The sequence below is a fragment of the Micromonospora sp. SL1-18 genome, from assembly GCF_047921505.1.
In the GTDB taxonomy this organism is placed as follows: domain Bacteria; phylum Actinomycetota; class Actinomycetes; order Mycobacteriales; family Micromonosporaceae; genus Micromonospora.
The window spans coordinates 48,799-71,257 of the sequence record NZ_JBLROA010000022.1; the positions used below are offsets into that span (position 1 = coordinate 48,799).

The 22,459-nt window shown below is 72.4% G+C and carries 16 protein-coding genes; 5 read left to right on the forward strand and 11 right to left on the reverse strand.

The window, feature by feature from the left end; genetic code table 11:
- Positions 1-152: 152 nt before the first annotated feature.
- The 6 genes from ACNAW0_RS13510 to ACNAW0_RS13535 all read right to left on the reverse strand — a co-directional run bounded on the left by ACNAW0_RS13510 (position 153) and on the right by ACNAW0_RS13535 (position 6,933).
- Positions 153-1,886, reverse strand: coding sequence for a VWA domain-containing protein (locus tag ACNAW0_RS13510; RefSeq protein ID WP_416288169.1), 1,734 nt, complete (start codon positions 1,884-1,886; stop codon positions 153-155).
- A gap of 176 nt (positions 1,887-2,062) precedes the next feature.
- The gene (locus ACNAW0_RS13515) at positions 2,063-3,082 is read right to left on the reverse strand and encodes a lactonase family protein (protein WP_416288202.1); all 1,020 of its coding nucleotides are present in this window, start codon (positions 3,080-3,082) and stop codon (positions 2,063-2,065) included.
- Between the two features lie 148 nt (positions 3,083-3,230).
- Positions 3,231-3,833 carry a GTP-binding protein gene (locus ACNAW0_RS13520; RefSeq protein WP_416288170.1) on the reverse strand — a complete coding sequence of 201 codons (603 nt, stop codon included), beginning with the start codon at positions 3,831-3,833 and terminating at the stop codon, positions 3,231-3,233.
- The gene (locus ACNAW0_RS13525; RefSeq protein ID WP_416288171.1) at positions 3,814-4,203 is read right to left on the reverse strand and encodes a DUF742 domain-containing protein; all 390 of its coding nucleotides are present in this window, start codon (positions 4,201-4,203) and stop codon (positions 3,814-3,816) included. Before ACNAW0_RS13525 ends, ACNAW0_RS13520 begins: the two co-directional genes overlap by 20 nt.
- Positions 4,193-4,615, reverse strand: coding sequence for a roadblock/LC7 domain-containing protein (locus tag ACNAW0_RS13530; protein ID WP_416288172.1), 423 nt, complete (start codon positions 4,613-4,615; stop codon positions 4,193-4,195). Before ACNAW0_RS13530 ends, ACNAW0_RS13525 begins: the two co-directional genes overlap by 11 nt.
- Entirely contained in the window at positions 4,615-6,933 is a 2,319-nt protein-coding gene (locus ACNAW0_RS13535; RefSeq protein WP_416288173.1) for a nitrate- and nitrite sensing domain-containing protein, read from the reverse strand. Before ACNAW0_RS13535 ends, ACNAW0_RS13530 begins: the two co-directional genes overlap by 1 nt.
- Before the next feature lie 350 nt (positions 6,934-7,283).
- Here ACNAW0_RS13535 and ACNAW0_RS13540 point away from each other — a divergent pair, with 350 nt between their 5' ends.
- Positions 7,284-7,805, forward strand: a complete 522-nt coding sequence (locus tag ACNAW0_RS13540) for a hypothetical protein (protein WP_416288174.1) — start codon at positions 7,284-7,286, stop codon at positions 7,803-7,805.
- Positions 7,806-7,882: 77 nt separating this feature from the next.
- The gene (locus ACNAW0_RS13545) at positions 7,883-8,290 is read left to right on the forward strand and encodes a hypothetical protein (RefSeq protein ID WP_416288175.1); all 408 of its coding nucleotides are present in this window, start codon (positions 7,883-7,885) and stop codon (positions 8,288-8,290) included.
- 117 nt (positions 8,291-8,407) lie between these two features.
- On the opposite strand, the gene ACNAW0_RS13550 is transcribed toward ACNAW0_RS13545, so the two are convergent.
- Positions 8,408-10,183 (reverse strand): glycoside hydrolase family 6 protein, encoded by a 1,776-nt coding sequence (locus ACNAW0_RS13550; protein WP_416288176.1) that lies wholly within the window; start codon positions 10,181-10,183, stop codon positions 8,408-8,410.
- Between the two features lie 552 nt (positions 10,184-10,735).
- On the opposite strand from ACNAW0_RS13550, the gene ACNAW0_RS13555 reads away from it, so the two are divergent.
- Together ACNAW0_RS13555 and ACNAW0_RS13560 are read left to right on the forward strand one after the other, a co-directional pair.
- On the forward strand, positions 10,736-11,512 hold the full coding sequence (locus tag ACNAW0_RS13555; protein WP_416288177.1) for a hypothetical protein: 777 nt from the start codon (positions 10,736-10,738) through the stop codon (positions 11,510-11,512).
- A complete protein-coding gene (locus ACNAW0_RS13560; RefSeq protein WP_416288178.1) occupies positions 11,499-12,257 on the forward strand; it encodes a class F sortase in 759 nt (252 codons plus the stop codon). Before ACNAW0_RS13555 ends, ACNAW0_RS13560 begins: the two co-directional genes overlap by 14 nt.
- A gap of 70 nt (positions 12,258-12,327) precedes the next feature.
- Here the strand turns inward: ACNAW0_RS13560 and ACNAW0_RS13565 are convergent, their stop codons facing one another.
- Complete coding sequence (locus tag ACNAW0_RS13565) at positions 12,328-17,391, reverse strand: NAD-glutamate dehydrogenase (protein WP_416288179.1); 5,064 nt, start codon at positions 17,389-17,391, stop codon at positions 12,328-12,330.
- A 288-nt stretch (positions 17,392-17,679) separates the two neighbouring features.
- Here ACNAW0_RS13565 and ACNAW0_RS13570 point away from each other — a divergent pair, with 288 nt between their 5' ends.
- Entirely contained in the window at positions 17,680-19,644 is a 1,965-nt protein-coding gene (locus tag ACNAW0_RS13570; RefSeq protein ID WP_416288180.1) for a penicillin-binding transpeptidase domain-containing protein, read from the forward strand.
- Between the two features lie 78 nt (positions 19,645-19,722).
- Here ACNAW0_RS13570 and ACNAW0_RS13575 read toward each other — a convergent pair whose 3' ends face one another.
- From ACNAW0_RS13575 to ACNAW0_RS13585, 3 genes are all read right to left on the reverse strand, one after another.
- Positions 19,723-20,898 carry an arginase family protein gene (locus tag ACNAW0_RS13575; protein WP_416288181.1) on the reverse strand — a complete coding sequence of 392 codons (1,176 nt, stop codon included), beginning with the start codon at positions 20,896-20,898 and terminating at the stop codon, positions 19,723-19,725.
- A 66-nt stretch (positions 20,899-20,964) separates the two neighbouring features.
- On the reverse strand, positions 20,965-21,870 hold the full coding sequence (locus tag ACNAW0_RS13580; RefSeq protein ID WP_416288182.1) for a tetratricopeptide repeat protein: 906 nt from the start codon (positions 21,868-21,870) through the stop codon (positions 20,965-20,967).
- A 146-nt stretch (positions 21,871-22,016) separates the two neighbouring features.
- Complete coding sequence (locus tag ACNAW0_RS13585) at positions 22,017-22,430, reverse strand: Asp23/Gls24 family envelope stress response protein (RefSeq protein WP_416288183.1); 414 nt, start codon at positions 22,428-22,430, stop codon at positions 22,017-22,019.
- Positions 22,431-22,459: the final 29 nt, after the last annotated feature.

Genomic DNA, 22,459 nt, shown 5'->3' on the forward strand with positions numbered 1-22,459 from the left:
TATGGACGCCGATTGATTCGGACGTGTTGCCGTCACATTTCCCCTGCCCACCGGAGTCGGAGAGCATTCCGCCGCACCGACTTTCTCCGATGCGGCGGAAGGCGTGGCGCCGCCGTGCCCGCGTACCGGGCCGCCGCGCGCACAGTGATGAATCAGCGGGGCGCCGGCGGCCGCAGGGCGATCGCCTGCAGGAAGATCTCCCCGATCTTGGTCGGGTCGACGGTGACGAACGGCCGGCCGCCGGTGATCGCCGTGATCGGCTCGAGCTCCGCCTGGCTGACGTCGCTCCCGATACCAATGATGATCACCTGAATCGGCTGCTCCGGGTCGCGCAGCTTCTTCAGCTGGGCGAGCAGGTCCTTCTGCGAGATGCCGTCGGCGTCGTCGTTCTTGCCGTCGGTGAAGAGCACGACCGAGTTGACCTTGCCCGGCTCCCAGTCCTCCTGGACCTTCTTGTATGCCGCCAGCAGCGTGTCGTAGAGGCCGGTGTCACCGTTCGACGGCTTGATCGAGGCAAGGCCCTGCCGCAACGCGTCGCGGTTGCTCGACAACGGCTTGATCGGTACGACTTCCCGGTAGTCCAGCGGCCCGTTCAGGTTGGTGGAGAAGGTCCACAGCCCGATCGCCCAGGAGTCGTCGAACAGTTGGAGGCCCTGATTCGCCGCCGCGACGGTGACCTGCAACCGGGTGGCGCCGTTGGCGGTCGCCACCTTCTGCTTCATCGAACCGGAGACGTCGATGACACTGAGCATGCGGCCGGACTGGGTGGCGACCGACCAGGTGGTGGTGGCCTGCTGGATGGCGATCGGGTCCAGGCCGGCCGCGGCGCCCTGGCTGGCCGGCCCGTCGCCCGCCCGGCTCGGCGCCCCCTGCGGCGCCTGGAACCCCTCGCCCCAGGTGCCGTCGGGTCCGCGCAGCGCCTGTGCGGCGAGCCGGTTGCGGAAGCTCGGGGTGGTCAGCACCTCGAAGAGCACCTTCGCGGCCGACGCCTTGACCTGCTCGATGCCGGGCAGAACCGCGAACGGGTAGTCCAGCGGCATCGGCACCGGCTCCAGGTAGAGCGCGGCCAGCGGGATCGGCGGCTTGGTGCTGTTGTAGGCGATGACGTCCTCTTCGGACAGCGCCGCGGCGCCCAGCCCGGTGGCCATGGCCGCCGGGTCGGACGAACGCGGGAAGCGCGCCAGGAGATCCTGCCGCAGCGAGGAACGGTTGGTCGCCAACTGCCGCAGCGCCCCGATCGTCGCCGCCTGGGCCTGGGCCGACCCGGCGCCGCCGGCGCGGTCGGCCGCGGCGGCCAGCGCGAGCAGCCCGGACAGGCCGGCCGCGTCCTGGGTCGGCTCGACGATGCCGGCGCGCAGCGGCTTGCTGCTGTTGACCTGCCCCAGCAGGTCGGTCCAGGCGAGCCTCTTCTCCGCCCAGCCGATCCGGGCGGCCACCGGCTCGGGCATGGCGACCACCACCGGGCTGCGGGCGATCGAGGCGCCGGTGGTCGGGGCGAGGGCGGTGGCGCCGCCGCTCTTGAGCCGCAGCAGCCAGGTGGACGAGTCCGGCACCCAGATGTCCGGCGTCACCGCGGTGCCGCTGGCCTGCCCGACGCCGGCCAGCGTGGCGCCGTGCTTGCTGGCCACCGCGGCGGCCACCTCGACCGACTCGGCGGCGGTGACGTTCACCGCGATGCAGGTGCCACCCACCGCCGCCCCGTCGGCGACCCAATTGTCGACCGCGGCCTTGACGGCGGGCTGGATCTCCGGGGTGGCCGCGACGGACAGCTGGATCCGTCCCGAGCAGGACGGCCCCGCCAGCTGCTGGTAACCGAACCAGGAGCCGACGAGCACGAGCGCGGTGGCCGTTGCGGCGGCACCTGCCCCTCGGAGGCGTGAACGCATGCGATGGCGGCCAGACACGGTGACCATCCTGCGTATCTCGTGGCGTTACTGCCACAACCGTTCGGACGATAGTTACGCGGCAGCAACCGCTGAGCACCAAATCATTACGTTGAGTGAATGGTCAGTGATCTCTGGTGGCCGCCGTCCACTGGAGTGCCGGGCATCGCAGCCCGACCTCACGGCCGTACGCAGGCCGGGCTCGCCACCGGCACCGGCTCCCCCACCGGCTCCGGCACCCCGGTTTCGGGGTCCACCCGGAAGATCCTGATCATGTCGGCCCGCTCGTCGGCCACGTAGAGATACCCGCCCGTCAGGGCGAAGTGCCGCGGCCACTCCCCGCCGGTGTCGACCTCGGCCACCAGTTCGGGGGCCGCGCCGGCCAGCGCGAAGACTGCCACCGTGCCCACTCCCCGGTTGGCGACATAGAGAAAGCGGCCGTCCGGCCCGACCGCGACCTCGGAGGGCTGGACGTGCCCGACCCGCCCGCTCGCGTCCACCCGGATCCGCTGGTGCAGCCCGTCGGGGGTCAGGTCGTACCCGGTGACCGTCCCGTCCAGCTCGCCCACCAGCCAGCAGCGCCCACCGTCGGGGTGCCGGGCCAGGTGCCGGGGCCCGGTGCCGGCCGGCGTACGCAGCCGCGGGGCGCGCGGCACCAGCCGGCCGGAGGCGGTGTCGAGGCCGTACCGGTAGACCGAGTCGGTGCCCAGGTCGACGGTGAGCAACGGCCCGCCGTCCGGGTCGGGCGAGACCATGTGGCAGTGCGCCTGTTCCTGCCGCTGCGGGTCGGCGCCGTGCCCCTCGTGCCGGACCAGGTCGCTGTGCTCCCCCGGCACGCCGTCGTCGTCGAGGGGGAACACAGCCACGCTGCCGCCGCCGTAGTTCGCCACGAAGAGGTGGCGCCCGTCCGGGGCGACCGCCAGGTGGCAGGGGGCAGCCCCGCCGGTCGGGCGGACACCGATCGGCTCGAGGTCGCCGTCCGGGGCCACCCGGAACGCGCTGACCTGCCCTTCGGACAGTTCGTTGACCGCATAGAGCACGGGCGACGCCGGGTGCCGGACCAGGAACGACGGCGACGGGGTGACCGCCACCGTGCCGAGCGGGGTGAGCTCCCCCGACACCGGATCGCGGCGGGCGGCGACGATGCCCTCGGCCCGCCCGCCCGCCTCCGCCGTGTAGCCACCGATGTGGACGATCATGTCCTGCGTACGCACCGGTCCCACCTTCCGCCGAGTCCTCCGTCGATCCAACCAGAGGCTTGCCCGGATTCCGGCCAGTTGACCGTCTTTCCGGGCTCTGTTTCCGGCAGGCGCGCCGCGTCCGCCGGGCCGGCCGCGGCCGGCCCGGTCAACCCACCGGCACCGGCTCGCCGCGCTGCCGGGCGACGTGCTCGACCAGTTCGATCAGCACCAGCTTGCCGGACTGCCGGTCCCGGGCGTCGCAGAGCACCAGCGGCACGTCGGGGTCCAGGTCCAGCGCGTCGCGTACCGCCTCCAGGCTGAACCGCCGGGACCCGTCGAAACAGTTCACCCCCACCACGAACGGGATGTCGCGCTGCTCGAAGTAGTCGATCGAGGGGAATGAGTCGGCCAACCGGCGGGTGTCGGCGAGCACCACCGCGCCGAGGGCGCCGAAGGCCAGCTCATCCCAGAGGAACCAGAACCGGTCCTGCCCGGGGGTGCCGAAGAGGTAGACCTGCAGGTCATCGTTGATGGTGATCCGGCCGAAGTCCATCGCGACCGTGGTGGTGGACTTCCCCTCCACCCCGGAGAGGTCGTCGGTGCCGACGCCGGCCCCGGTCAACACCTCCTCGGTCTGCAACGGCCGGACCTCGCTCAGCGCGCCCACCAGCGTCGTCTTCCCCACGCCGAAGCCGCCGGCGATGAGAATCTTCAGGGCCAACGGGACCCGCGGCTGGGCCGCCTCCCGATCACAGCGCACGGAGTCCACTGACCACCGCCTTGAGGATGTTGTCGTCGGGCAGAGGCGCGGCGGCCGGCGGCTGGTGCACCGCGACGAGCCCGCGGGCGACCAGGTCGCCGAGGAGCACGCGGACCACGCCGACGGCGAGGTCCAGGTCGGCGGCGAGGTCGACCAGGACGGCGGGCTGCCGGGCCAGCTCGACCAGGCGCCAGTGCTCCGGCTGGAGAGCCGGCAGGCCGCCCGGGTCGGCCGCCTGGGTGGCCCGCACGAACGAAACCAGGTCGAAGCCGTCGACGGGCGGCCGCACCCGTCCGCCGGTGAGGGCGTACGGACGGACGACCGGGCCGGCGGCGTCGTCCAGCCACTCGTGCTGCGGGCCGGGTGAGTCAGTCCGCATCGACCGCACCCGCCGTCGCCCGGACCGGAGCGGTCAGGTTCTCCCCGACCCGGATCACCAACATCGCCATCTCGTACGCCACCAGGCCGATGTCGGCGTCGGCGTCGCTCACCACCGCCAGGCAGGCGCCCTGCCCGGCCGCCGTGACGAACAGGTACGCGGACTCCATCTCCACCACGGTCTGGCGGACCGCACCGCCGTCCAGGTGCCGGGTGGCGCCCTTGGCCAGGCCCGAGAAGCCGGAGGCCAGCGCGCAGAGGTGCTCCGCGTCGCTGCGCCCGAGTTCGGCGGAGGCGCCGAGTAGGAGCCCGTCGGCCGAGAGCATCACCGCCTCGCGGGCGGCCGGTACCCGCTCCACCAGGTCGTCGAGCAACCAGTCGAGATCGGCGTTCTGCCGCGTCGTGTTCACCACTAGGCGTCCCTCTCAGTTGCGATGGGGGGTTCCGGAGCCGGCGCCGGCGGGGACGGCTCGGCGGCCCGGGCGGTCGCGGCCGCCGGGGTGGTCCCCCGGAGCCGGTCGGCGGCGGCGCGTGCGCCGTCCCGGCGGCCCCGGGCGGTGCCGGCCTGGAGCGCGGACATGGCCCGCCGCGCCTCGTCCGGCGACCAGTGCGCCGGGGTGTCCGCGACGGCCGGCCGCGGACGGTTCGCGGGCCCGCGCCGGCGGACCCGGCGGGGCAGGCCGTCGCCGTCGACGGGCGGCTCGACCGAGGAGCCGCGGCCGGCGGAGACCGGCACCACCGCCGACTCGGGGCGTTCCCGAGAGGGCCGGGCGGTACGCGGCCGGGGCAGCGTGCTCAGTCGGGTCACCCTGGCCATCCGTCGCTCGTCGGGGCCGGTCGGGCCGATGGGCGGCTCGTCGGTCATCAGATCGGCCGGCAGGAGCACGGTGGCCGTGGTCCCGGCGGGGGTGGCCAGCCGCAGCTCGACCCGAACGCCGTGCCGGGCGGCCAGCCGGGCGACCACGAACAGGCCCAGCCGGGCGCTGTCGGCCGGGTCGAACTCCGGGGCGCGGGACAGCTTGTGATTACCGTCCGCCAGGGCCTGGGGCGACATGCCCAGCCCGTGGTCGGTGATCTCGATGGCGTACCCGTCGGGCACGCTCCGCCCGGTCACGTCCACGCGGGTGCCGGGCGGGGAGAAGGCGGTGGCGTTCTCGATCAGCTCGGCGAGCAGGTGGATCACGTCGCCGACGGCCCGGCCGAGCACCCCGGCCGGCTGCACCTCTCCCACGTCGACCCGGTCGTACGACTCCACCTCGGAGATCGCGCCGCGCACCACGTCGACCGCGGCGACCGGGCTTCGCCAGCCGCGCCCGGGGGGCGCGCCGGCGAGGATGACCAGGTCCTCGGCGTGCCGCCGGAGCCGGGTGGCGAGGTGGTCGACCTGGAACAGCCCCTCCAGCTCGTCCGGGTCCTCGGTCTGCCGCTCCAGCCGATCCAGCAGCGCCAACTGCCGGTGCACCAGCCCCTGGCTGCGGCGGGCGAGGTTGAGGAAGACCTCGCTGAGGCCCCGGCGCAGGGTGACCTCGTCGACGGCGGCTTGCACGGCGGTGCGGCGTACGTCGTTGAAGGCCCGCCCGACCTGGCCGATCTCGTCGCTGCCGTGGTCCAGCTCGGGCGCCTCCCGGGCGACGTCCACGTCCTCGCCGCGGCGCAGCCGGGCGACCACGTCGGGCAGCCGGTGCTCGGCCATCTCCAGCGCGGCCGTGCGGACCCCGGTCAGCCGGCGGGCCAGCGACCGGCCGCCGCGCAGGGCCACCAACAGGCAGATCACGATGGCGAGCAGGCCGAGCAACCCGGTGGCGGCGAGCCGGACCAGGATGCCCACCGCCATCGGCACGGACCGCTCGGCCAGGTCGTCGGCGCCGCGCAGCTCGAAGTCCCGCAGCCCCTGCCAGACCGCCGCCTGGCTGGACTCCCAGCCCCGTACGTCGAGATCGGCCGGCAGGTCCCGGCTGCGGATCAGGGCGTCCTGCAGGGCGTGCAGCCGGACATACGCCTCCTCCTCGGTGAACCGCTCGTATTCCGCGCGTTGCGCCTCGGGCAGGTCGGCCACCGCGGCCTCGATCAGGAAGCGCTGGTTGTCGATGCTGCGTACCAGCTGCTCGTGCTCGCCCTCGGCGTACCGGCCGGCGGTGAGCGCGCCGGCGAGCAGCGCGTCGGTCTGGCCGAGCAGCTCCCGGGACCGGCCGAGCGCGGTCAGGGCCAGCGTCTCGCGGTTGAGCTGGTTGTCGGGGAGGATGGCCATCGCCGCAAACGCCTGGAAGGCGGAACCGGTCATCCCGCTGTAGAGCCCGATCGCCCCTGCCCGATCGACCTTCCCGGCGTCGATGAATCCCCGGCCGGCGGGCAGCGCGTCGAGCGCGGAGAGCAACTGGTCCAGCCGGGCGTTGAGCAGATCGTCGGCGGCGTCGCGCAGGTCCGGCCCGCCGACCCGGCGGCGCAGCTCGGCCACGGCCTGGTCGGTGCGCGTCCGCTGCTCGGCAAGGGCGGGCAGTGTGGTGTCCCCGGCGAGCTGGACGACCGAGAGCCGGCGTTCCCGTTGCAGCTCGGCGACCACCGCTTCGCCGGGCCGGCCCAGGTCGTAGAGGAGGGTACGCGCGGCGAGCAGGTCGAGGGCGGGGCCGAAGGTCAGCGAGGTGGCGAAGATCCAGAGCGCCAGCAGAGCGGTCACCGGACCGATGACCAGCGCGGTCAGCTTGGCGCGGATCGGCCAGTCACGGGTGTTCATCAGACCTCGCCCGGAAGGTTGTCGCAGGGGTTGCACCGGCATCGGCCGGAGGCGCTCCCGGCCGCGGCGCCCGGCCCGGCTCGGGCGCCCTGGGCAGGATACGTAATCACCGGCGGATGCACTACCGGCCGTCTCGCCGGTCGCTACCGTCCGAAGTCCGGGTCGGATCAAGTTTCGTGCCGGTCGCGCTGGCCTTCTCGCCCGGCGATCGGGCGTTTCGGCCGCCGAATCCCCCAGGAAACTGCCCCGGATCGGGATTGGCGATGACCAGGCGGAGGAAATACCAGCGGGCGAAGGAGGAGCCATGTCGCCGACGCACAACATCCCGAGCCGCTGAGGAGGCCGCCGCCATGCGTCAGGAAGAGCAGCAGGTCACGCAGGGAAAGCCGGAGAGCGTCCCGTCCACGCCGGTGCCGGTCCGCCCGCCCGCCGACGGCCCGGACCGGCGCGCGGAGCCGGACGAGACCCGGGCGTACGACGCGCGCGAGCTCCGGGACGCGGAGGCCGCCGATGCCGACGGCCGGCTGGAGTACCACGACCCGGCGCCGGTGCCGACGGCATTCGGGGCGGCCACGGTGGCTGACGCGGTGGCCGCCTCCGCGATGGCCGGCGCGCAGCCCGAGGACGAGCGGGACGCGCGCGGCGAGGACACCGCCCAGCCCGGCGACGGGGCCCAGGGGCAGACCGAGCCGTTCGACGACGCGCGGGCCGACCCGGACGCCGGCGACTGGCTGCACAGCCCCGAACGGGCGGCGGCCGAGCGCTCCGGCCCGCGGCGCGACGAGGGGCCGCCCGTCGACACGGCCGGGTACGGCAGCGCCGAGCCGGCCATGGTCGACCCGGACGCCGGCGCCCGTGGCGACGAGCGCTGACTCGCGCCCGGGCGGCATGGCCCGGCCGCTGCCGGGTACACCAGGGGGATCACGGAACGGGACAGGAGGACAGCAGCATGACGGATCGTGACCGCGGTGGCGAGCGGCCGCTGGAGGACACCCCCGAGGCGGCCGCGGCGGTGGAGGACGACAGCACGGTGCCGCAGCTGCGTACGGGCGGCGGCGCCGACCGGGACAACCCGACTTTCACCGAGCCGGACGGCGCGGTGCCGGACACCGGGTCGCCGGACATCCTCGGTGACCCGTACGCGGCCGGGTTCGGGCCGACCGGCACCGGGACCGGGGCGACGGGCACCGGCACCGAGGGGGCCGCGGCCAACAGGCGCACCGGCGGAGAACAGCCGTGGGATCCCGAGGACCTGGTGATGGCCCGGGGCCAGGACCTCACCCCGGCGAACATCGAACGGGCCCGCCGCGACCTGGCCGAGCTGGGCCGGGCGGCGATCGAGAAGACCGTCCCCTGACGGCCGTACGCCGCACGGCCGGGGGCCCCTGGCCGACCTCGGGGGTCGGCCAGGGGCCCGGGGGAACCCACGCGGCGGTGCCTCACTCCCGCCGCTGCGGGTGGGCCGGCCGCCGGTTCAGGAGAGCGGCGGGTAGGCGTTGCGCATGAGCTCCTGGAACTGCGCGGAGAACCAGTGCCCCGAGACCGGGGCGTTGGGCAGCGCGCCGCTCGGGTTGTTGCCGTTGCGGGCGTTACCGGTGTACGTCGGGTCGCACATCCGGTCGAAGCCCTTGCCCTCGTCGTTCGGGATGGCGCTGCTGGAACCGTCCGACTCGCCCGGGGGCTTGATCCAGACGTACGCGTCGATGCCCGCCTCGGGCGCGGCCTTCGGCCGCTCGCCGAGGCCCGCGCCGGCCTGGTTGCACCAGTTGCCGGCGTGGATCCGGCGGTCGATCCGGCCCCCGTTGACGTAGGTGTCGACGCTGGTCATCGGGCCCGGGCCGGTGGGCCGGGCGGACCCGCCCCAGCCGTTGCGGGAGGTGTCGATCAGCATGCCGATGCCGTTGTCGAAGCCGACGGAGACCAGCTTCTGCCGGAACGCCTGGGCGAACGACAGCTCGTCGACGTACTGGTTCCAGTCGATCCATTTGGACTGCCGCACGGTCTGACCGTTCACCGAGTCGGTGATCTTGACGTACGGCTCCTTCAGGGCGGAGTAGTTCGCCGTGTTGACGATGAAGCCGTGCACGTTGCGCACCGTGCTGCCGGAGGCGACGGCGGCGCTCTTCAGCATGTCCGCGGTCGGGCCGAAGTTGCTGTCCCAGCCGATCCAGCCGTGGTGGGCGGCGTCGATGTAGTTGTAGACGTTGCCGATCGCGCCCAGCTTGGCCAGGGCGTAGCCGACGCCGTTCACGTACGCGCCGTTGGCCTTGACCGTGTCGCACATCGCGGTGCCACCCGGCTGGCCGGAGGTGTTGGTCACCAGGTTCGGCAGCGAGTCGATCTCGATGATGTTGATGATCCTCAGGCTGGCGTACTTCGAGTCGGCCTGGATCGCCGCGATCGGGTCGATGTACTCGGCCTTGTACCGGGGCAGGTCGTTCGGGCCCAGCTCACCGTTGGAGGCCAGCGCGGCACAGTCCCGGCCGGGCAGGTTGTAGATGACGAACTGGATGTAGCCGGCACCCTGCCGCAGCGCCTCGTCGAGGTGGGCGCGCATGCCCCGGGCCCCGGGGGTGCCGTTGATGGCGGCGATCCGGTCCATCCACACGCCCGTCGGGTTGTTCGAGACCCGGCTGCCGCCCGCCTCGGCGTCCGCCTTGGCCTTCCAGTCCGGGTTCACGTAGCCCTTGGCCCCGGCGTACGGGTTGTCCACCTTCTGTCCCGGCGGCGGGCTGGTCGGCGGCGGGCTGGTCGGCGGCGGGGTCGTCGGCGGCGGGCTGGTCGGCGGCGGCGTCGTGGTCGGCGGGGTGGTGGGCGGGGTGCCGCCGTTGCAGACCGTGCCGTTCAGGGTGAACTGGGTCGGCTTCGGGTTGCTGTCGCTCCAGGCGCCGTTGAACCCGATGGTGACGCTGGCACCGGTGGGTATCGAGCCGTTGTAGGACTCGTTCTGCGCGGTGACGTTCCGGCCGCTCTGCGACCACCTCGCCGCCCAGCCGTTGACGACCTGCTGGGAACTGTTCGGGAAGGTGAAACCGAGCGTCCAGGCACTCAGCGGGTCACCGAGGTTGTTGATGATCACGGTGGCGGTGAAGCCACCCGGCCAGTCGCTGGTGGTGTAGTCCACGCTGCACTGGGTCGCGGCCTGCGCCGCGGTGACCGGGATGGTCACCAGCCCGCCGGCGACCAGGACGCCCGCACCGGTCAGTGCGAGCGCCCGGCTCCGGCCGGACAGCCTTCTCCACAGATTCATGCCACTGATCTCCTTGAGCGAGACCGGATCCGCGTACGGCCCGGCGAGAGTGGCCCTCGGGACGTCCGCCACGGACGGCCGCCGGTGCCACGGGTGTCTTCGGGGGGTGCCCGACCCGGACGGGCGTGGTGGTGGTGAACCCGACCGGCCGGCCCGGCCGGTCGAGGAGTCGGACGTCGCCCGGTCACCCGGGTGCCCTCGACGTCTGAGCTCGCGGTGTGGCTCCCCGAACCGCGTGCAGCGATTCTTACATGGGAGCGCTTCCATGGCAATGCCTCGATGTACTTACCGTACCGGCCATACGGGTGAACAGCCCAGGCAGCACTAGCGCGGCTGGTTGCGGCAGGTGCGCCGCACCGGGCCGAACCACCCTGAAGACCACCAAAGGGTGCATCGGGTACGAGACCGGACTTGTAGCACCCCTATTCCCCCAAGAGCCAACAAACTCCTAAACACGAATCTTTCCTCGTGTAAGTCACGAAAGGGTCTAACGTCGGGCGTAGCTCGACCGCCGTCGGGCTCAGGACAACAGGGGATGGAGTGACACAGGTCATGGGAAAGAAGATGCTCGGGAAGGTCGTTGCGGGCGCCGCCCTCGGCGGCGCGTCCCTGCTGCTGTTCACGCCCGGGATGGCGAACGCGGCCGGGCACGGCGCGTATGTAGGCGACGTCGTCGCGAAGCCGCAGATCAGCCTTCTCGACACCTGCTCTCGGAACCACGGGGACTGGGACTTCAAGGACTTCGACCACAAGGACTTCGACCGCAAGAACGAGGACCGCAAGGACTTCGACTTCAAGGACGAGGACAACAAGAAGCACGACGGCAAGGACCACGACTTCAAGGACGAGGACCGCAAGGACCACGACTTCAAGGACGAGGACCGCAAGGAAGAAAAGCAGAAGGACGAGAAGCAGAAGGACGAGAACGGCAAGGGCTGGGGCGGCCAGCCCGGCGAGTCCTGGCAGCCGGGCCAGGGCGGCGGCATGGCCGACGACCAGTCGGACATGGACAACAAGAAGCACGACGGCAAGGACCGGGACAAGGACAAGGACCGGGACAAGGACCGGGACAAGGACCGGGACAACAACGACGAGGACAACAAGAACCACGACGGCAAGGACCGGGACAAGGACAAGGACAAGGACCGGGACAAGGACCGGGACAAGGACCACTGCTTCCCGAAGGGCCACGTCGACGGTGGTGACGGTGGCATGACCACCACCAGCCTGGACCGCAGCATGGCCGCCAGCGGGGTGGGCGTGATCGGCGCCGCCGCCCTCGGCGGGATGGTCCTGCTGCGTCGGCGGCGGGCCAATGACCTCGTCTGACCAGACGGCGACACGGGCCGGCGGCCGTCACGGGAGACCGTGGCGCGCCGCCGGCGCGGCCGTCGTCGTCCTCCTCGCCATGGTGGGGGCCGGCATGATCGGCGCATCCTTCCGGACCGTGCCGCCGCCCCAACCGCCCCAACCGCTCGCCCAGGCCGGCACGGCCGACCCGATCCCCACCTCAGCCGCTCTCCCGGGCCCCTCCTACGGCACCGGTCCGATGACCGCCGACCAGGCATCCGCCGACGACACGGCGCTGCCGGACCCGGACCTGGCCCCTGCCGCGCTGCCCCGGTCGGCCCCGACCGCCATCGCGATCCCCCGCATCGGCGTGCACGCCGAGATCATGAGCCTCGGGCTTAACGCGGACGGCACCGTCCAGGTGCCCCCGCTGGAACAGGCCATGAAGGCCGGCTGGTACTCCCGCGGGGCCAGCCCCGGCGAGGTCGGCAACGCGGTCATCGTCGGCCACGTCGACTCGGCCAAGATCGGTCCCGCGGTCTTCTACAGCCTCGGCTCACTCAAACCAGGCGACACCATCAGCGTCGCCCGGGAGGACCGCTCGACCGCCACCTTCACGGTCAACGAGGTGAAGTCGTACCCGAAGACCGCCTTCCCCACCGAGCTGGTCTACGGCCCCAGCAACAGACCCAGCCTCCGGGTGGTCACCTGCGGCGGACAGTTCGACCAGAACTCCCGCAGCTACCTCAACAACGTCATCGCCTTCGCCACCATGACCCAGTGAGGCGGCGCGAACGGGCGCGGCCCGGTGGTCGGTCGCCCGACCACCGGGCCGCGCCGGTGTCCGTCGCTGATCAGGCCGCCGCCGAGGTCCGCACCAGGGTACGGATCTGACGCAGCAGCACCGACAGGGCGGAAAGGTCGGCGCGGGACTCGTCGAACTCACCCATCGCCCGGTGCGCCCGGTGGATCGAGGTGGCGTTCGCCTGCTCCCACTCCTGCACCCGGTCGACCGGCGGCAGGTTGTCCGGCGTGGAGCCGAGGACCTCCGCGGTGAGCGCGGCCAGCGCGGCGTACAGGTCGTAACGCAGCGCCATCCGGGCCAACGTCTGCCAGCGGTCCTCCCGCGGCAGCAGGGAGATCTTCGACAGCAGGGCGTCCACCCGGAACCGGTCGGAGAGGACGAAGTAGACCGCGGCCACCTCGTTCACGTCCCGCCCGGTCGACTGGGCCGTCTCCACCACGTCGAGCAGGCCGAAGCTGTACATCAGCCGGGTCGACTGCTCGGCCAGCTCGCGGGGCAGCCCCTTCTCGGTCAGCGAGTCGATGTGGGCGACGATCGCCTCCCGCTCGCTGCCGTAGAAGAGGTTCTCCAGGTCGGGCAGGAGCCGAGCCACCCCGTCCCGCAGCCGGGCGATCTCCCCCGGCACGTCGATCGGCGAGCGCCGGTTGGTGACCAGCCAGCGCACCGCGCGGTCGAGCAGCCGCCGGGTGTCCAGGTAGACGCTCGTCTGCAGGTCGGGCGAGACCTTGTTGTCCAGCGCCTCGATCGCCTGCCAGAGGTCGCGCAGCCCGAACACCTCGCGCACCACCACGTACGCCCGCAGCACGTCCGCCGCCGACGCGGCCGTCTCCTCGACGGCGCGGAAGACGAACGAGATGCCGCCCCGGTTGATGGCCTCGTTGACCAGCACGGTGGTGACGATGTCCCGGCGCAGCCGGTGGCGGCCCATCCGGTCGGCGAACCGCTCGCGCAGCGGGATGGGGAAGTAGTTGACGAGGATGTCCGTCGTCCAGTCCTCGTCGGCCAGCCCCTCAGCGACGATCTCGCGCTCCAGCACGATCTTCACGTACGCCAGCAGCACCGCGAACTCCGGCGGGGTCAGCCCGGTCTCGGTGCGGACTGCGAGCTCCTCGTCCGGCGGGAGCGCCTCCAGCGCACGATCGAGCTGCCCGGCCCGCTCCAGCTCGGTGATCATCCGACGATGCACCGGGAGCAGCGAGGCGGCCTGGGCCTGGGCGTTGATGAGCGCCCGGGCCTGCTCGTAGTTGCTCCGCAGCACCAGCTCGGCGACCTCGTCGGTCATCTGGGCCAGCAGCTCGTCGCGCTCCGGCCGGTCCAGCTCGCCGTCGGCGACCGCCGTGTTGAGCAGGATCTTGATGTTCACCTCGTGGTCGGAGCAGTCCACCCCGGCCGCGTTGTCGATGAAGTCGGTGAAGTTCTTGCCGCCGTTCTGTGCGTACTCGATCCGGCCGAGCTGGGTCCAGCCCAGGTTGCCGCCCTCGCCGGCCACCCGGCAGCGCAGGCTCTTGCCGTCCACCCGGATGGCGTCGTTGGACTTGTCCCCGACCTCGGCGTTGGTCTGCGTCGCCCCCTTCACGTAGGTGCCGATGCCGCCGTTCCAGAACAGGTCCACCGGAGCGGTGAGGATCGCCTTCATCAGCTCCTGCGGAGAGATCTGCTCAACGTCGTCGTCGAGGCCGAGCCGCGCCCGCACCTGCGGGCTGATCGGGATCGACTTGGCGGTACGCGAATACACCCCGCCGCCTTCCGAGATCAGCTCCGGGTTGTAGTCCTGCCAGGACGAGCGGGACAGCTCGAACAGCCGCCGGCGCTCGACGTAAGAGGTGGCCGCGTCCGGATCCGGGTCGAGGATGATGTGCCGGTGGTCGAAGGCGGCCACCAGCCGGATGTGCTCCGACAGCAGCATCCCGTTGCCGAACACGTCGCCGGACATGTCGCCGACGCCGACCACCGTGAAGTCCTGGGTCTGGGTGTCGTGCCCCAGCTCCCGGAAGTGCCGCTTCACCGACTCCCAGGCGCCCCGGGCGGTGATGCCCATCTTCTTGTGGTCGTAGCCGGCCGAACCGCCGGAGGCGAACGCGTCGCCGAGCCAGAAGTTGTGCGCGGCGGAGATCTCGTTGGCGATGTCGGAGAACGTCGCGGTGCCCTTGTCCGCCGCCACCACCATGTACGGGTCGTCGCCGTCGTGCCGGACCACGTCCTCCGGCGGCACGATCTCCCCGCTGACGATGTTGTCGGTGACGTCCAGCAGCGCGCCGACGAACTCCTTGTAGCAGACCACCGCCTCGTCCCGGTCACCCGGCTTCTGCTTGAGCACGAAGCCGCCCTTGGCGCCCACCGGCACGATCACCGCGTTCTTCACCATCTGCGCCTTGACCAGGCCGAGCACCTCGGTGCGGAAGTCCTCCCGCCGGTCGGACCAGCGCAGGCCACCCCGGGCCACCGGCCCGTACCGCAGGTGCACGCCCTCGAACCGGGGCGAGTAGACGAAGATCTCGAACTTGGGCCGAGGCGCCGGCAGGTCCGGGATCGCCTGCGGATCCAGCTTGAACGCCACGTAGGACTTGGGTCGCCCGCCGACCGGCTTCTGGTAGAAGCTGGTCCGCAGGGTGGCCTGGATCAACGTCAGGTACGACCGCAGGATGCGGTCCTGGTCGAGGCTGGCCACGTCGTCCAGCGCCACGCCGATCGCGGTGACCAGCTCACCGCTGCGCTGCCGCCGCTCGTCCATGGTGGTCGCGCCCGGGGCGAACCGGGTCTCGAAGAGCTCCACCAGCAGCAAAGCGATCTTCGGGTACGCGATGAACGTCTGCTCCATGTACTCCTGCGAGAAGACGGTGCCCGCCTGCCGCAGGTACTTCGCGTACGCCCGGAGCACCACCACCTGCCGCCAGGTGAGCCCGGCCCGGAGCACCAGCTCGTTGAAGCCGTCCACCTCGGCCTCGCCCCGCCAGGCGGCGGCGAAGGCGTTCTCCGCGTGCGGGCGGACCTCGGCCAGGTTCTGGTGCGCCTCGGGCAGTCGCAGCCCGAAGTCGTACAGCCAGATGCGGCCGTCGATCCGCTCCACCTCGTACGGGTGCTCGTCGACGACCTTGACGCCGAGCGAGTGCAGCACCGGCAGCACCGCGGAGAGCATCATCGGCTCGCCGTACCGGTAGACCTTGAACCGGACGTCCATGGCCTCGTCGGCCTCCGCGCCCCGGCCGCCGCCGGGCCGCGGCGCGACCTGCTTGCGGAACAGGTGCATCTCCAGCTGGCCGGACTCCTCCAGCAGCTCCAGCTTGGCCAGGTCCTTCATCGCCTCGTACGGCGTGTGCCCGTCCTTGTAGCCCTCCGGGAACGCGTCGGCGTACCGGGAGAACAGGTGCTTGGCCTGCTCGTCGCCGAGCTTGCGCTCCAGCACCAGCCGGTAGTCGTCGTCCCAGAGCCGGGTCGCGTCGGCCAGCTCCTCGGCGAGCAGGTCGGCGTCGATCTCCCCGGGCGGGTTGTTCGGGTCGGTCCGGACGGTGAAGTGCACCCGGGCGAGCATCGACTCGGTGACCCGGGTGGTGTAGTCGACCCCGAGGCCGTTCAGCTCGCGCAGCAGGATGTCCTGCATGCGCAGCCGGTTCTGGGTGGTGAACCGGTCCCGGGGCAGGTAGATCAGGCAGGAGATGAACCGCCCGTACCCGTCCCGGCGCAGGAACACCCGCAGTTGCCGGCGGCCGGCCATCCGCAGCACGCCGATCGTGGCGTGGTAGAGGTCGTCGGTCTTGATCTGGAACAGCTCGTCGCGCGGGTAGGTCTCCAGGATCTGCAGCAGGTCCTTGCCGGAGTGACTGCGCAGGCTCAGCCCGGAGCGGTCCAGCACCTCGGCGACCTTGCGGCGGACCACCGGCAACTCCTGCACGCTGGTCCGGTACGCGGCGGTGGAGAACAGGCCCAGGAAGCGCCGCTCGCCGACCACCTCGCCGGCCTCGTTGAAGATCTTGAAGCCGATGTAGTCGAGGTAGGCCGAGCGGTGCACGGTGGCCCGCGAGTTGGCCTTGGTGATGATCAGCAGGCGCTTCTCCAGCACCTTCTCGTGGGCCTCGGGGGTCATCGAGGACAACGCCCGGGACTCCGGCGCGTCCGAGCGCAGGATGCCCAGCCCGGTGCCCAGCACGGCCTCCAACGCCTGACCGCCGTCCGCGCCGTCGGTGTCGACGAGCCGGTACTCGCGGTAGCCGAGGAAGGTGAAGTGGTCGTGCGCCAGCCAGCGCAGCAACTCCACCGAGTCGGTGATGTCCTTCTCCGGCACCGGCGGGCGGTTGTCCGAGGTCCGGGCGGCGGCCAGCTCGTCGGCCTGGGCCAGGGCCCGCTGGCGCATCTTCGGCCAGTCCTCGACGGCCTCGCGGACGTCGGTGAGCACCCGCTGCAGCTCCTTGCGCAGCTTCTCCCGTTCGGCCGGGCCACGCACCGGGTCGATCTCGATGTGCATCCAGCTCTCGACCAGGTCGCCGGCGATCGCGTCGTCCGGCTCCACGTCGGCGGAGACCTCGGTCAGCCGGCCCAGCGGCTCCCGCCGCACCACCACGAGCGGGTGCACCAGCAGGTGCACGTCGAGGTGGTAGGTGTTGAGCAGCGCGGTCACCGAGTCGACCAGGAACGGCATGTCGTCCGTCACGATCTCGATGACCGTGTGGTGCTGGTCCGCATCCGGCTCGTGGATCCGTAGCTTCAACTCACCCGGTACGCGCTGCTGGGCCAGATCCCGGTGTGTTCGGGCGGCCTCGAGCATCTCCTCGGCGGTGAAGCCGATCAGCTCCTCGTCGGGCGCGAACCGCCAGAAGCGGCTGACCAGGGTCGCCACGTCGTGGTCGTCCCCGGCCAGCGCGACCGCCTGGGCCACCAGGCGCTCCGCGTTGGGTACCGGCTCGTCCAGCTCGGCTTCCTCCGCCTCGTCGGCCAGCGCCTGCACGGGCAGGCCCAGCTCGTGGAGGGTGTCGATGCTGGAACCGGTCATCCCGGTCGCTCCTGTGTCGAGACGGCCGAAACCGTCCCCGTCGGTCTCCGTGTCGAAGCTGTCGTCTTCCCGGCCGGTGTCAACCTGCCGGAGGTCGGGTCCCGGTTTAGTCGCCGGACGCCGGTCCATCGGTGCCACTCCCCTCGACCCACCGCGTTGTGAGTCACTCTGCCGCCCAGCCTAGGCCCTACCGCTCTGCCCGTTCGTCAGCGGACCACTGGCCGGACGTCCGGTTCGGGACTCTGTCCTTTCACCCGTTGCAGGTCCGTGGTCGCCCGGTCGAGGAGTACCCCGGCTCGCGATGTTCATCACACTGCCACAGGCGTGTCTTTCCGCACTCCGGAGCCGCGGGCGGGGCGGTGGAAACGCGACCGTCGTACTAGCGTGCGGGGCAGCTTGATCCCGGAGGACAGCTTCATGCCCGTGTCGTACCCCGTTCGCCGCCGCCTCTCCCCTCGGCCGCTCCTCGCGGCGCTGGCCGCCGCCGCATTGGTGGCGGGCGCGTTGACCGGCTGTTCCGGCGAGGACGGGCCGGAGCAGAGCGTCGAGGCGTTCCTCAAGGGCTGGCGCTCCGGCAACCTCCAGGCGGTGGGCTTCATCGACCCGAGCGGCGCCCGCGTCCCGGCCGCCGAGGTGGCCAAGGAGATCAAGGCGCTCTCCGGCGAGTTGGCCGCCACCCCGCCGGAGCTGAAGCAGGTCGGCGACGCGAAGATCACCGCCGACACGGCCACCGCGCGGATCCAGGTGACCTGGACACTGCCGGGCCAGACCCGCTGGGCCTACGAGAGCCCGGTACGCCTCAAGCGCGGCGGCGACGACCGGTGGCAGGTGATCTGGGAGCCCGCCGTGTTGCAGGAGAAGCTGGAGCAGGGTGACCGGCTCGCGCTGCGCCGCGAGAGCGCCCCCCGGGCCGCGGTGCTGGACGGCGCGGGCAACCCGATCGTCGCGCCGCGCCCGGTGGTCCGGGTGGGCGTGCAGCCCAGCGAGGTCACCGACGTCAAGGCGCTGGTCCGGCAGCTCGACCCGGCGTTCAAGGCGATCCGGCCCGCCCTCGTCCCACCGGTCGACCTCGCCGACCTGCCCAAGCGCATCGCCGAGGCCGACCCGGGCGCGTTCGTCGAGGTGGTGACGCTGCGCGACGAGGCGTACCGCCAGATCAAACCCCGGATCTACGACCTGCCCGGCACCGTGTTCCACACCGACAAGCTGGACCTGGCGCCGACCCGGGAGTTCGCCCGGGCCCTGCTCGGCTCGGTCGACCCGGCCCAGGCCGACGACCTCAAGGCCCACCCGGACAAGTACGTCGCCGGTGACCTGGTCGGCCACGGCGGCCTCCAGGGCCGGTACGACGACCGGCTGCGCGGGGTCCCCGGCCTGACCGTGGTCGTCGAACGCACCGGACCGGACGGCACCACCGACTCCACCGGCACCGAGGTGTTCCACAGCGAGCCGAAGGCCGGCCAGCCGCTGAAGACCACCCTCGACGTGGCGACCCAGAACGCCGCCGACGCGGCGCTGCACGGGGAGTCCCGACGTTCCGCCCTGGTGGCCGTACGGATCGGCGACGGCGCGGTGCTGGCCGCCGCCAACGGCCCCGGCCCGGCCGGCGAGAACCTCGCCTTCACCGCCCAGGTCCCGCCCGGCTCGACGTTCAAGACGGTCAGCGCGCTCGCCCTGCTGGACCGGGGCGCGGTCACCCCGGACACGCCGGTCGACTGCCCGAAGACCCGCGAGGTGGACGGCCGGCCGTTCAAGAACTCCGACGACTTCGAGCTGGGGACGGTCCCGTTCACCACCGACTTCGCGAAGTCCTGCAACACCGCCTTCGTGGCGCTGGCGCCGAAGCTCGGGCCGGACGGTCTCGCCACCACCGGCCGTACGCTCGGCCTGGAGGCGAAGTGGGACCTGGGCGCGGAGGTCTTCGCCGGCTCGGTCTCCGCCAACGGCTCAGCCACGGAGCAGGCCGCCGCCGCGATCGGCCAGGGCACCACCGTGGTGAGCCCGCTGGCCATGGCCGGCGCCACCGCCGCCGTGGCCCGAGGCCGCTGGGAGCAGCCGAAGCTTCTGCTCGACCCGGCTCCGCGGCAGCCGGCCCCGGCCGGCCCGGCGCTGAAGCCCGAGTCCGTGGCGGCGCTGAAGACGATGATGCGCGCGGTGGTCACCGGCGGCACGGCCAGCGCGTTGAAGGACGTCCCCGGCGAGCCGGTGTACGGCAAGACCGGCACCGCCGAGTACGACAACAACCCGGCCCACACCCACGCCTGGTTCGTCGGCTGGCAGGGCGACGTGGCGTTCGCGGTCTTCGTGGAGCAGGGCGGCGCGAGCACGGCCAGTGCGGTGCCGATCACCGAACGCTTCCTCCGGGCCCTCGCGAAGCCCTGACCGCCGCAGGCCCGGCATCGGACCGCCGACGCGGCGGTGTGCAGCCGGACACCGCCGTTCTGCCGGACCTGGCGTCGATCAGGCGATGTCGAGCCCCGGCCGGGCGGACGCGGGCGGGCCGGCCGGCTCGGGGCCGGCGAACGCCCGCTCATCGCCGCCGCCGTCCGGCTCGACGGTCCCGTCCTCCTCGGGCACGGGCGGGGTCGGTACGGGGCCGAGAGGCTCCACGGCGACCGCGGGGGCCGGGACGCCCGGCAGCGGCAGGGCGCGCTCCACGGGGCGACCGTTGCCGCGCCGGGGCGGCGGCGCGGCTGGCAGCAGCCGGGGCGGCAGCGCGCTCGGCGCCGAGACCGGGGCCAGGGCGGACACCACCGTGTTGACGATCTCGTCGGCGTACGTCCCGTCCGGGTCGTAGTCAGGGTCGAAGACGGTCAGCTCGACCCCGAGGCAGTGCGGGGTGTCCACCAGGCCGGCGAGCAGGATCTCCAGCTCGGCGAAGGCGATCCCGCCCGGATCGGGCGCGTCCACCGCGGGCATCACCGCCGGGTCGAGCACGTCCACGTCGACATGCACCCAGTAGCCGGCGCAGTCCGCCAACTGCTCGTGCGCCCACTGGGCGGTGCGGGCCGCGCCCTCGGCCCGCAGGGCCGGCACCGGCCGGGTGGTGATCCCGGCGGCCTGCAGGTCGAGCCGGTACTCGTCCTGCGCCCGGATGCCGAGCACCACCACGTCGATGTCCCGGAAGTAGGGGCGCCGCCCCTCGATGGCGGCCAGGTCCGCCTGTCCCCGGCCGGTGACCAGGGCCAGGTCCTCCCCCGCCGCCGCGCCCACGTACGAGGCGTTGCCGGGGTGCCGGAAGTCGGAGTGACCGTCGACGAAGACCAGCCCGATCCGGCCGCCCACCGCCTCGCCCAGCCGATGCATGGCCAACGCCGAGCCGAGCAGCACCGAGCAGTCCCCGCCGAGCACCAGCGGGAACTCGCCCCGGTCGATGATCGCGCCGATCCGGTCGGCCAGCGCCACCGAGTACCCGGAGATCTCGCGGGCGTGGCAGACCCCGTCGCCGGGGCGCCAGTCGCCCGGGTCGTACCGGGGCGGGGTGAGGCAGCCGGCGTCGCGGGCCCGCAACCGGGCGAGCAGATCGTGGTCGCGCAGGGCGCCGGGCGCCTTGGCGCAGCCCGGGACCGAGGTGACGGTCGGCGGACGCAGGCCGAGGTTGGTCGGCGCGTCGAGGACGGCGATCCGGCGCATCATGGGCTCCCGTCCTCGGTGGTCGGGCGGGCCGGCCGGTACGCCGGCCCGCGCTGGCGTGCTACGTACTCAGAACAGGGCGCTGGCCAGGGCCCGTCGGGCCGACGCCACGGCGGGGTCCTCCGGACCGGCGATGGTGAAGAGGCCGACCAGGTGCTGGCGTACCTTCTCCCGGTCGTCGCCGGCGATCCGCCGGACCAGCCCGACCAGACGGTGGTAGGCCTGCTGGGCCATGCCGCTGAGCACCTCGATGTCGGCGGCCAGCAACTGGGCGTCGACGTCGTCGGGGGCGGCCGCCGCCGCGTCGAGCGCCGCCTGCGGGTCGACGCCGACCACCCGGCGGGCCAGCCCGACCTGGGCCAGCCCCGCCTCCGCCGCCGCGTCCGCCGGGGACTCGGCCAGGATCTTCCGGTACGCCCGCTCGGCCTCGTCCAGGTCGCCGCTCATCAGGGCGTCGTCGGCCTCCCCGAGGCGAGGATCCTCCGGCGCGGCGACGCTGACGCCGCCGGCCTTCAGCACGGCCTGGATCCACTGGCGCAGCTGGGCCTCCGGAACCACCCCGGAGAAGGCGTCGACCGGCTGCCCGCCGACGATCGCGTAGACCATCGGGATGCCCTGCACCCGGAACATCTGGGCGATCCGCGGGTTGGCGTCGACGTCCACCTTGGCCAGCACCCACGCGCCGCTGTCCTCCACCGCCAGCCGTTCCAGCACCGGGGAGAGCTGCTTGCAGGGCTCGCACCACTCGGCCCAGAAATCGACGACCACCGGGGTGGTCAGCGAGCGTTCGAGAACCTCGGACTGGAATGTCGCCTCGGTCACGTCGATGACGCTGATCCCGCCGACCGCGCCACCCGGCGCACCGGCGGGGGGACCGGCCTTGGCCGGGGCAGGGGTGGGTGCGGCGCTGCGCAGCGCGCTGAGGTCGACCGCGCCGCGGGTGAAGATCGACGAGGTGATCCGTGGGTCGCTCATGGTTACCTAGTCTCGCACGTGTCCCGCCTGCTCCTGGGGTAAGGAAGGGCCCCTTCTTAACGCCAAGGCGTAGGGAAGGGACCCCTGTTAACACAACGACGGTCTGAACGATCGCTAAGGCAGCGCGAACCGGTTGGTCGTCCGACTCAGGCCGACGGCGCTGCCGGCCCGCCGAGGGCCACGTCGTCGACCCGGATGTTGATCTCGTCGACCCCCAGCCCGTACGCCTCGACCGCCGAGGTCACCGCGGAGCGGACGGCGTCGGTCACCTCGGGCACCGGCCTACCACCGTCGATCACGATGACCAGGTTGACCACCGCCGCGCCGTTGGTGACGTGGGCCGTGCAGCCGCGCCGGGCGTCGCCGAGCTCGTCCAGCCCGACCCGGTCCAGCACCGCGTTGAAGAAGCGCGCCACGTCGCCGCCGAGATCGGCCACTCCGGGCACTCCCCGGGCAGCGGCCACCGCGATCTTCTCCACCACCTCGTCGGAGACCTGCGTCGCGCCGCCCGCCACCGCGTCCGGCAGCACCGTCAGCTCCTGGGTTGCCTCGTCAGCCATGCTCTACCCCGCCCACTCGTCCAGCCCCA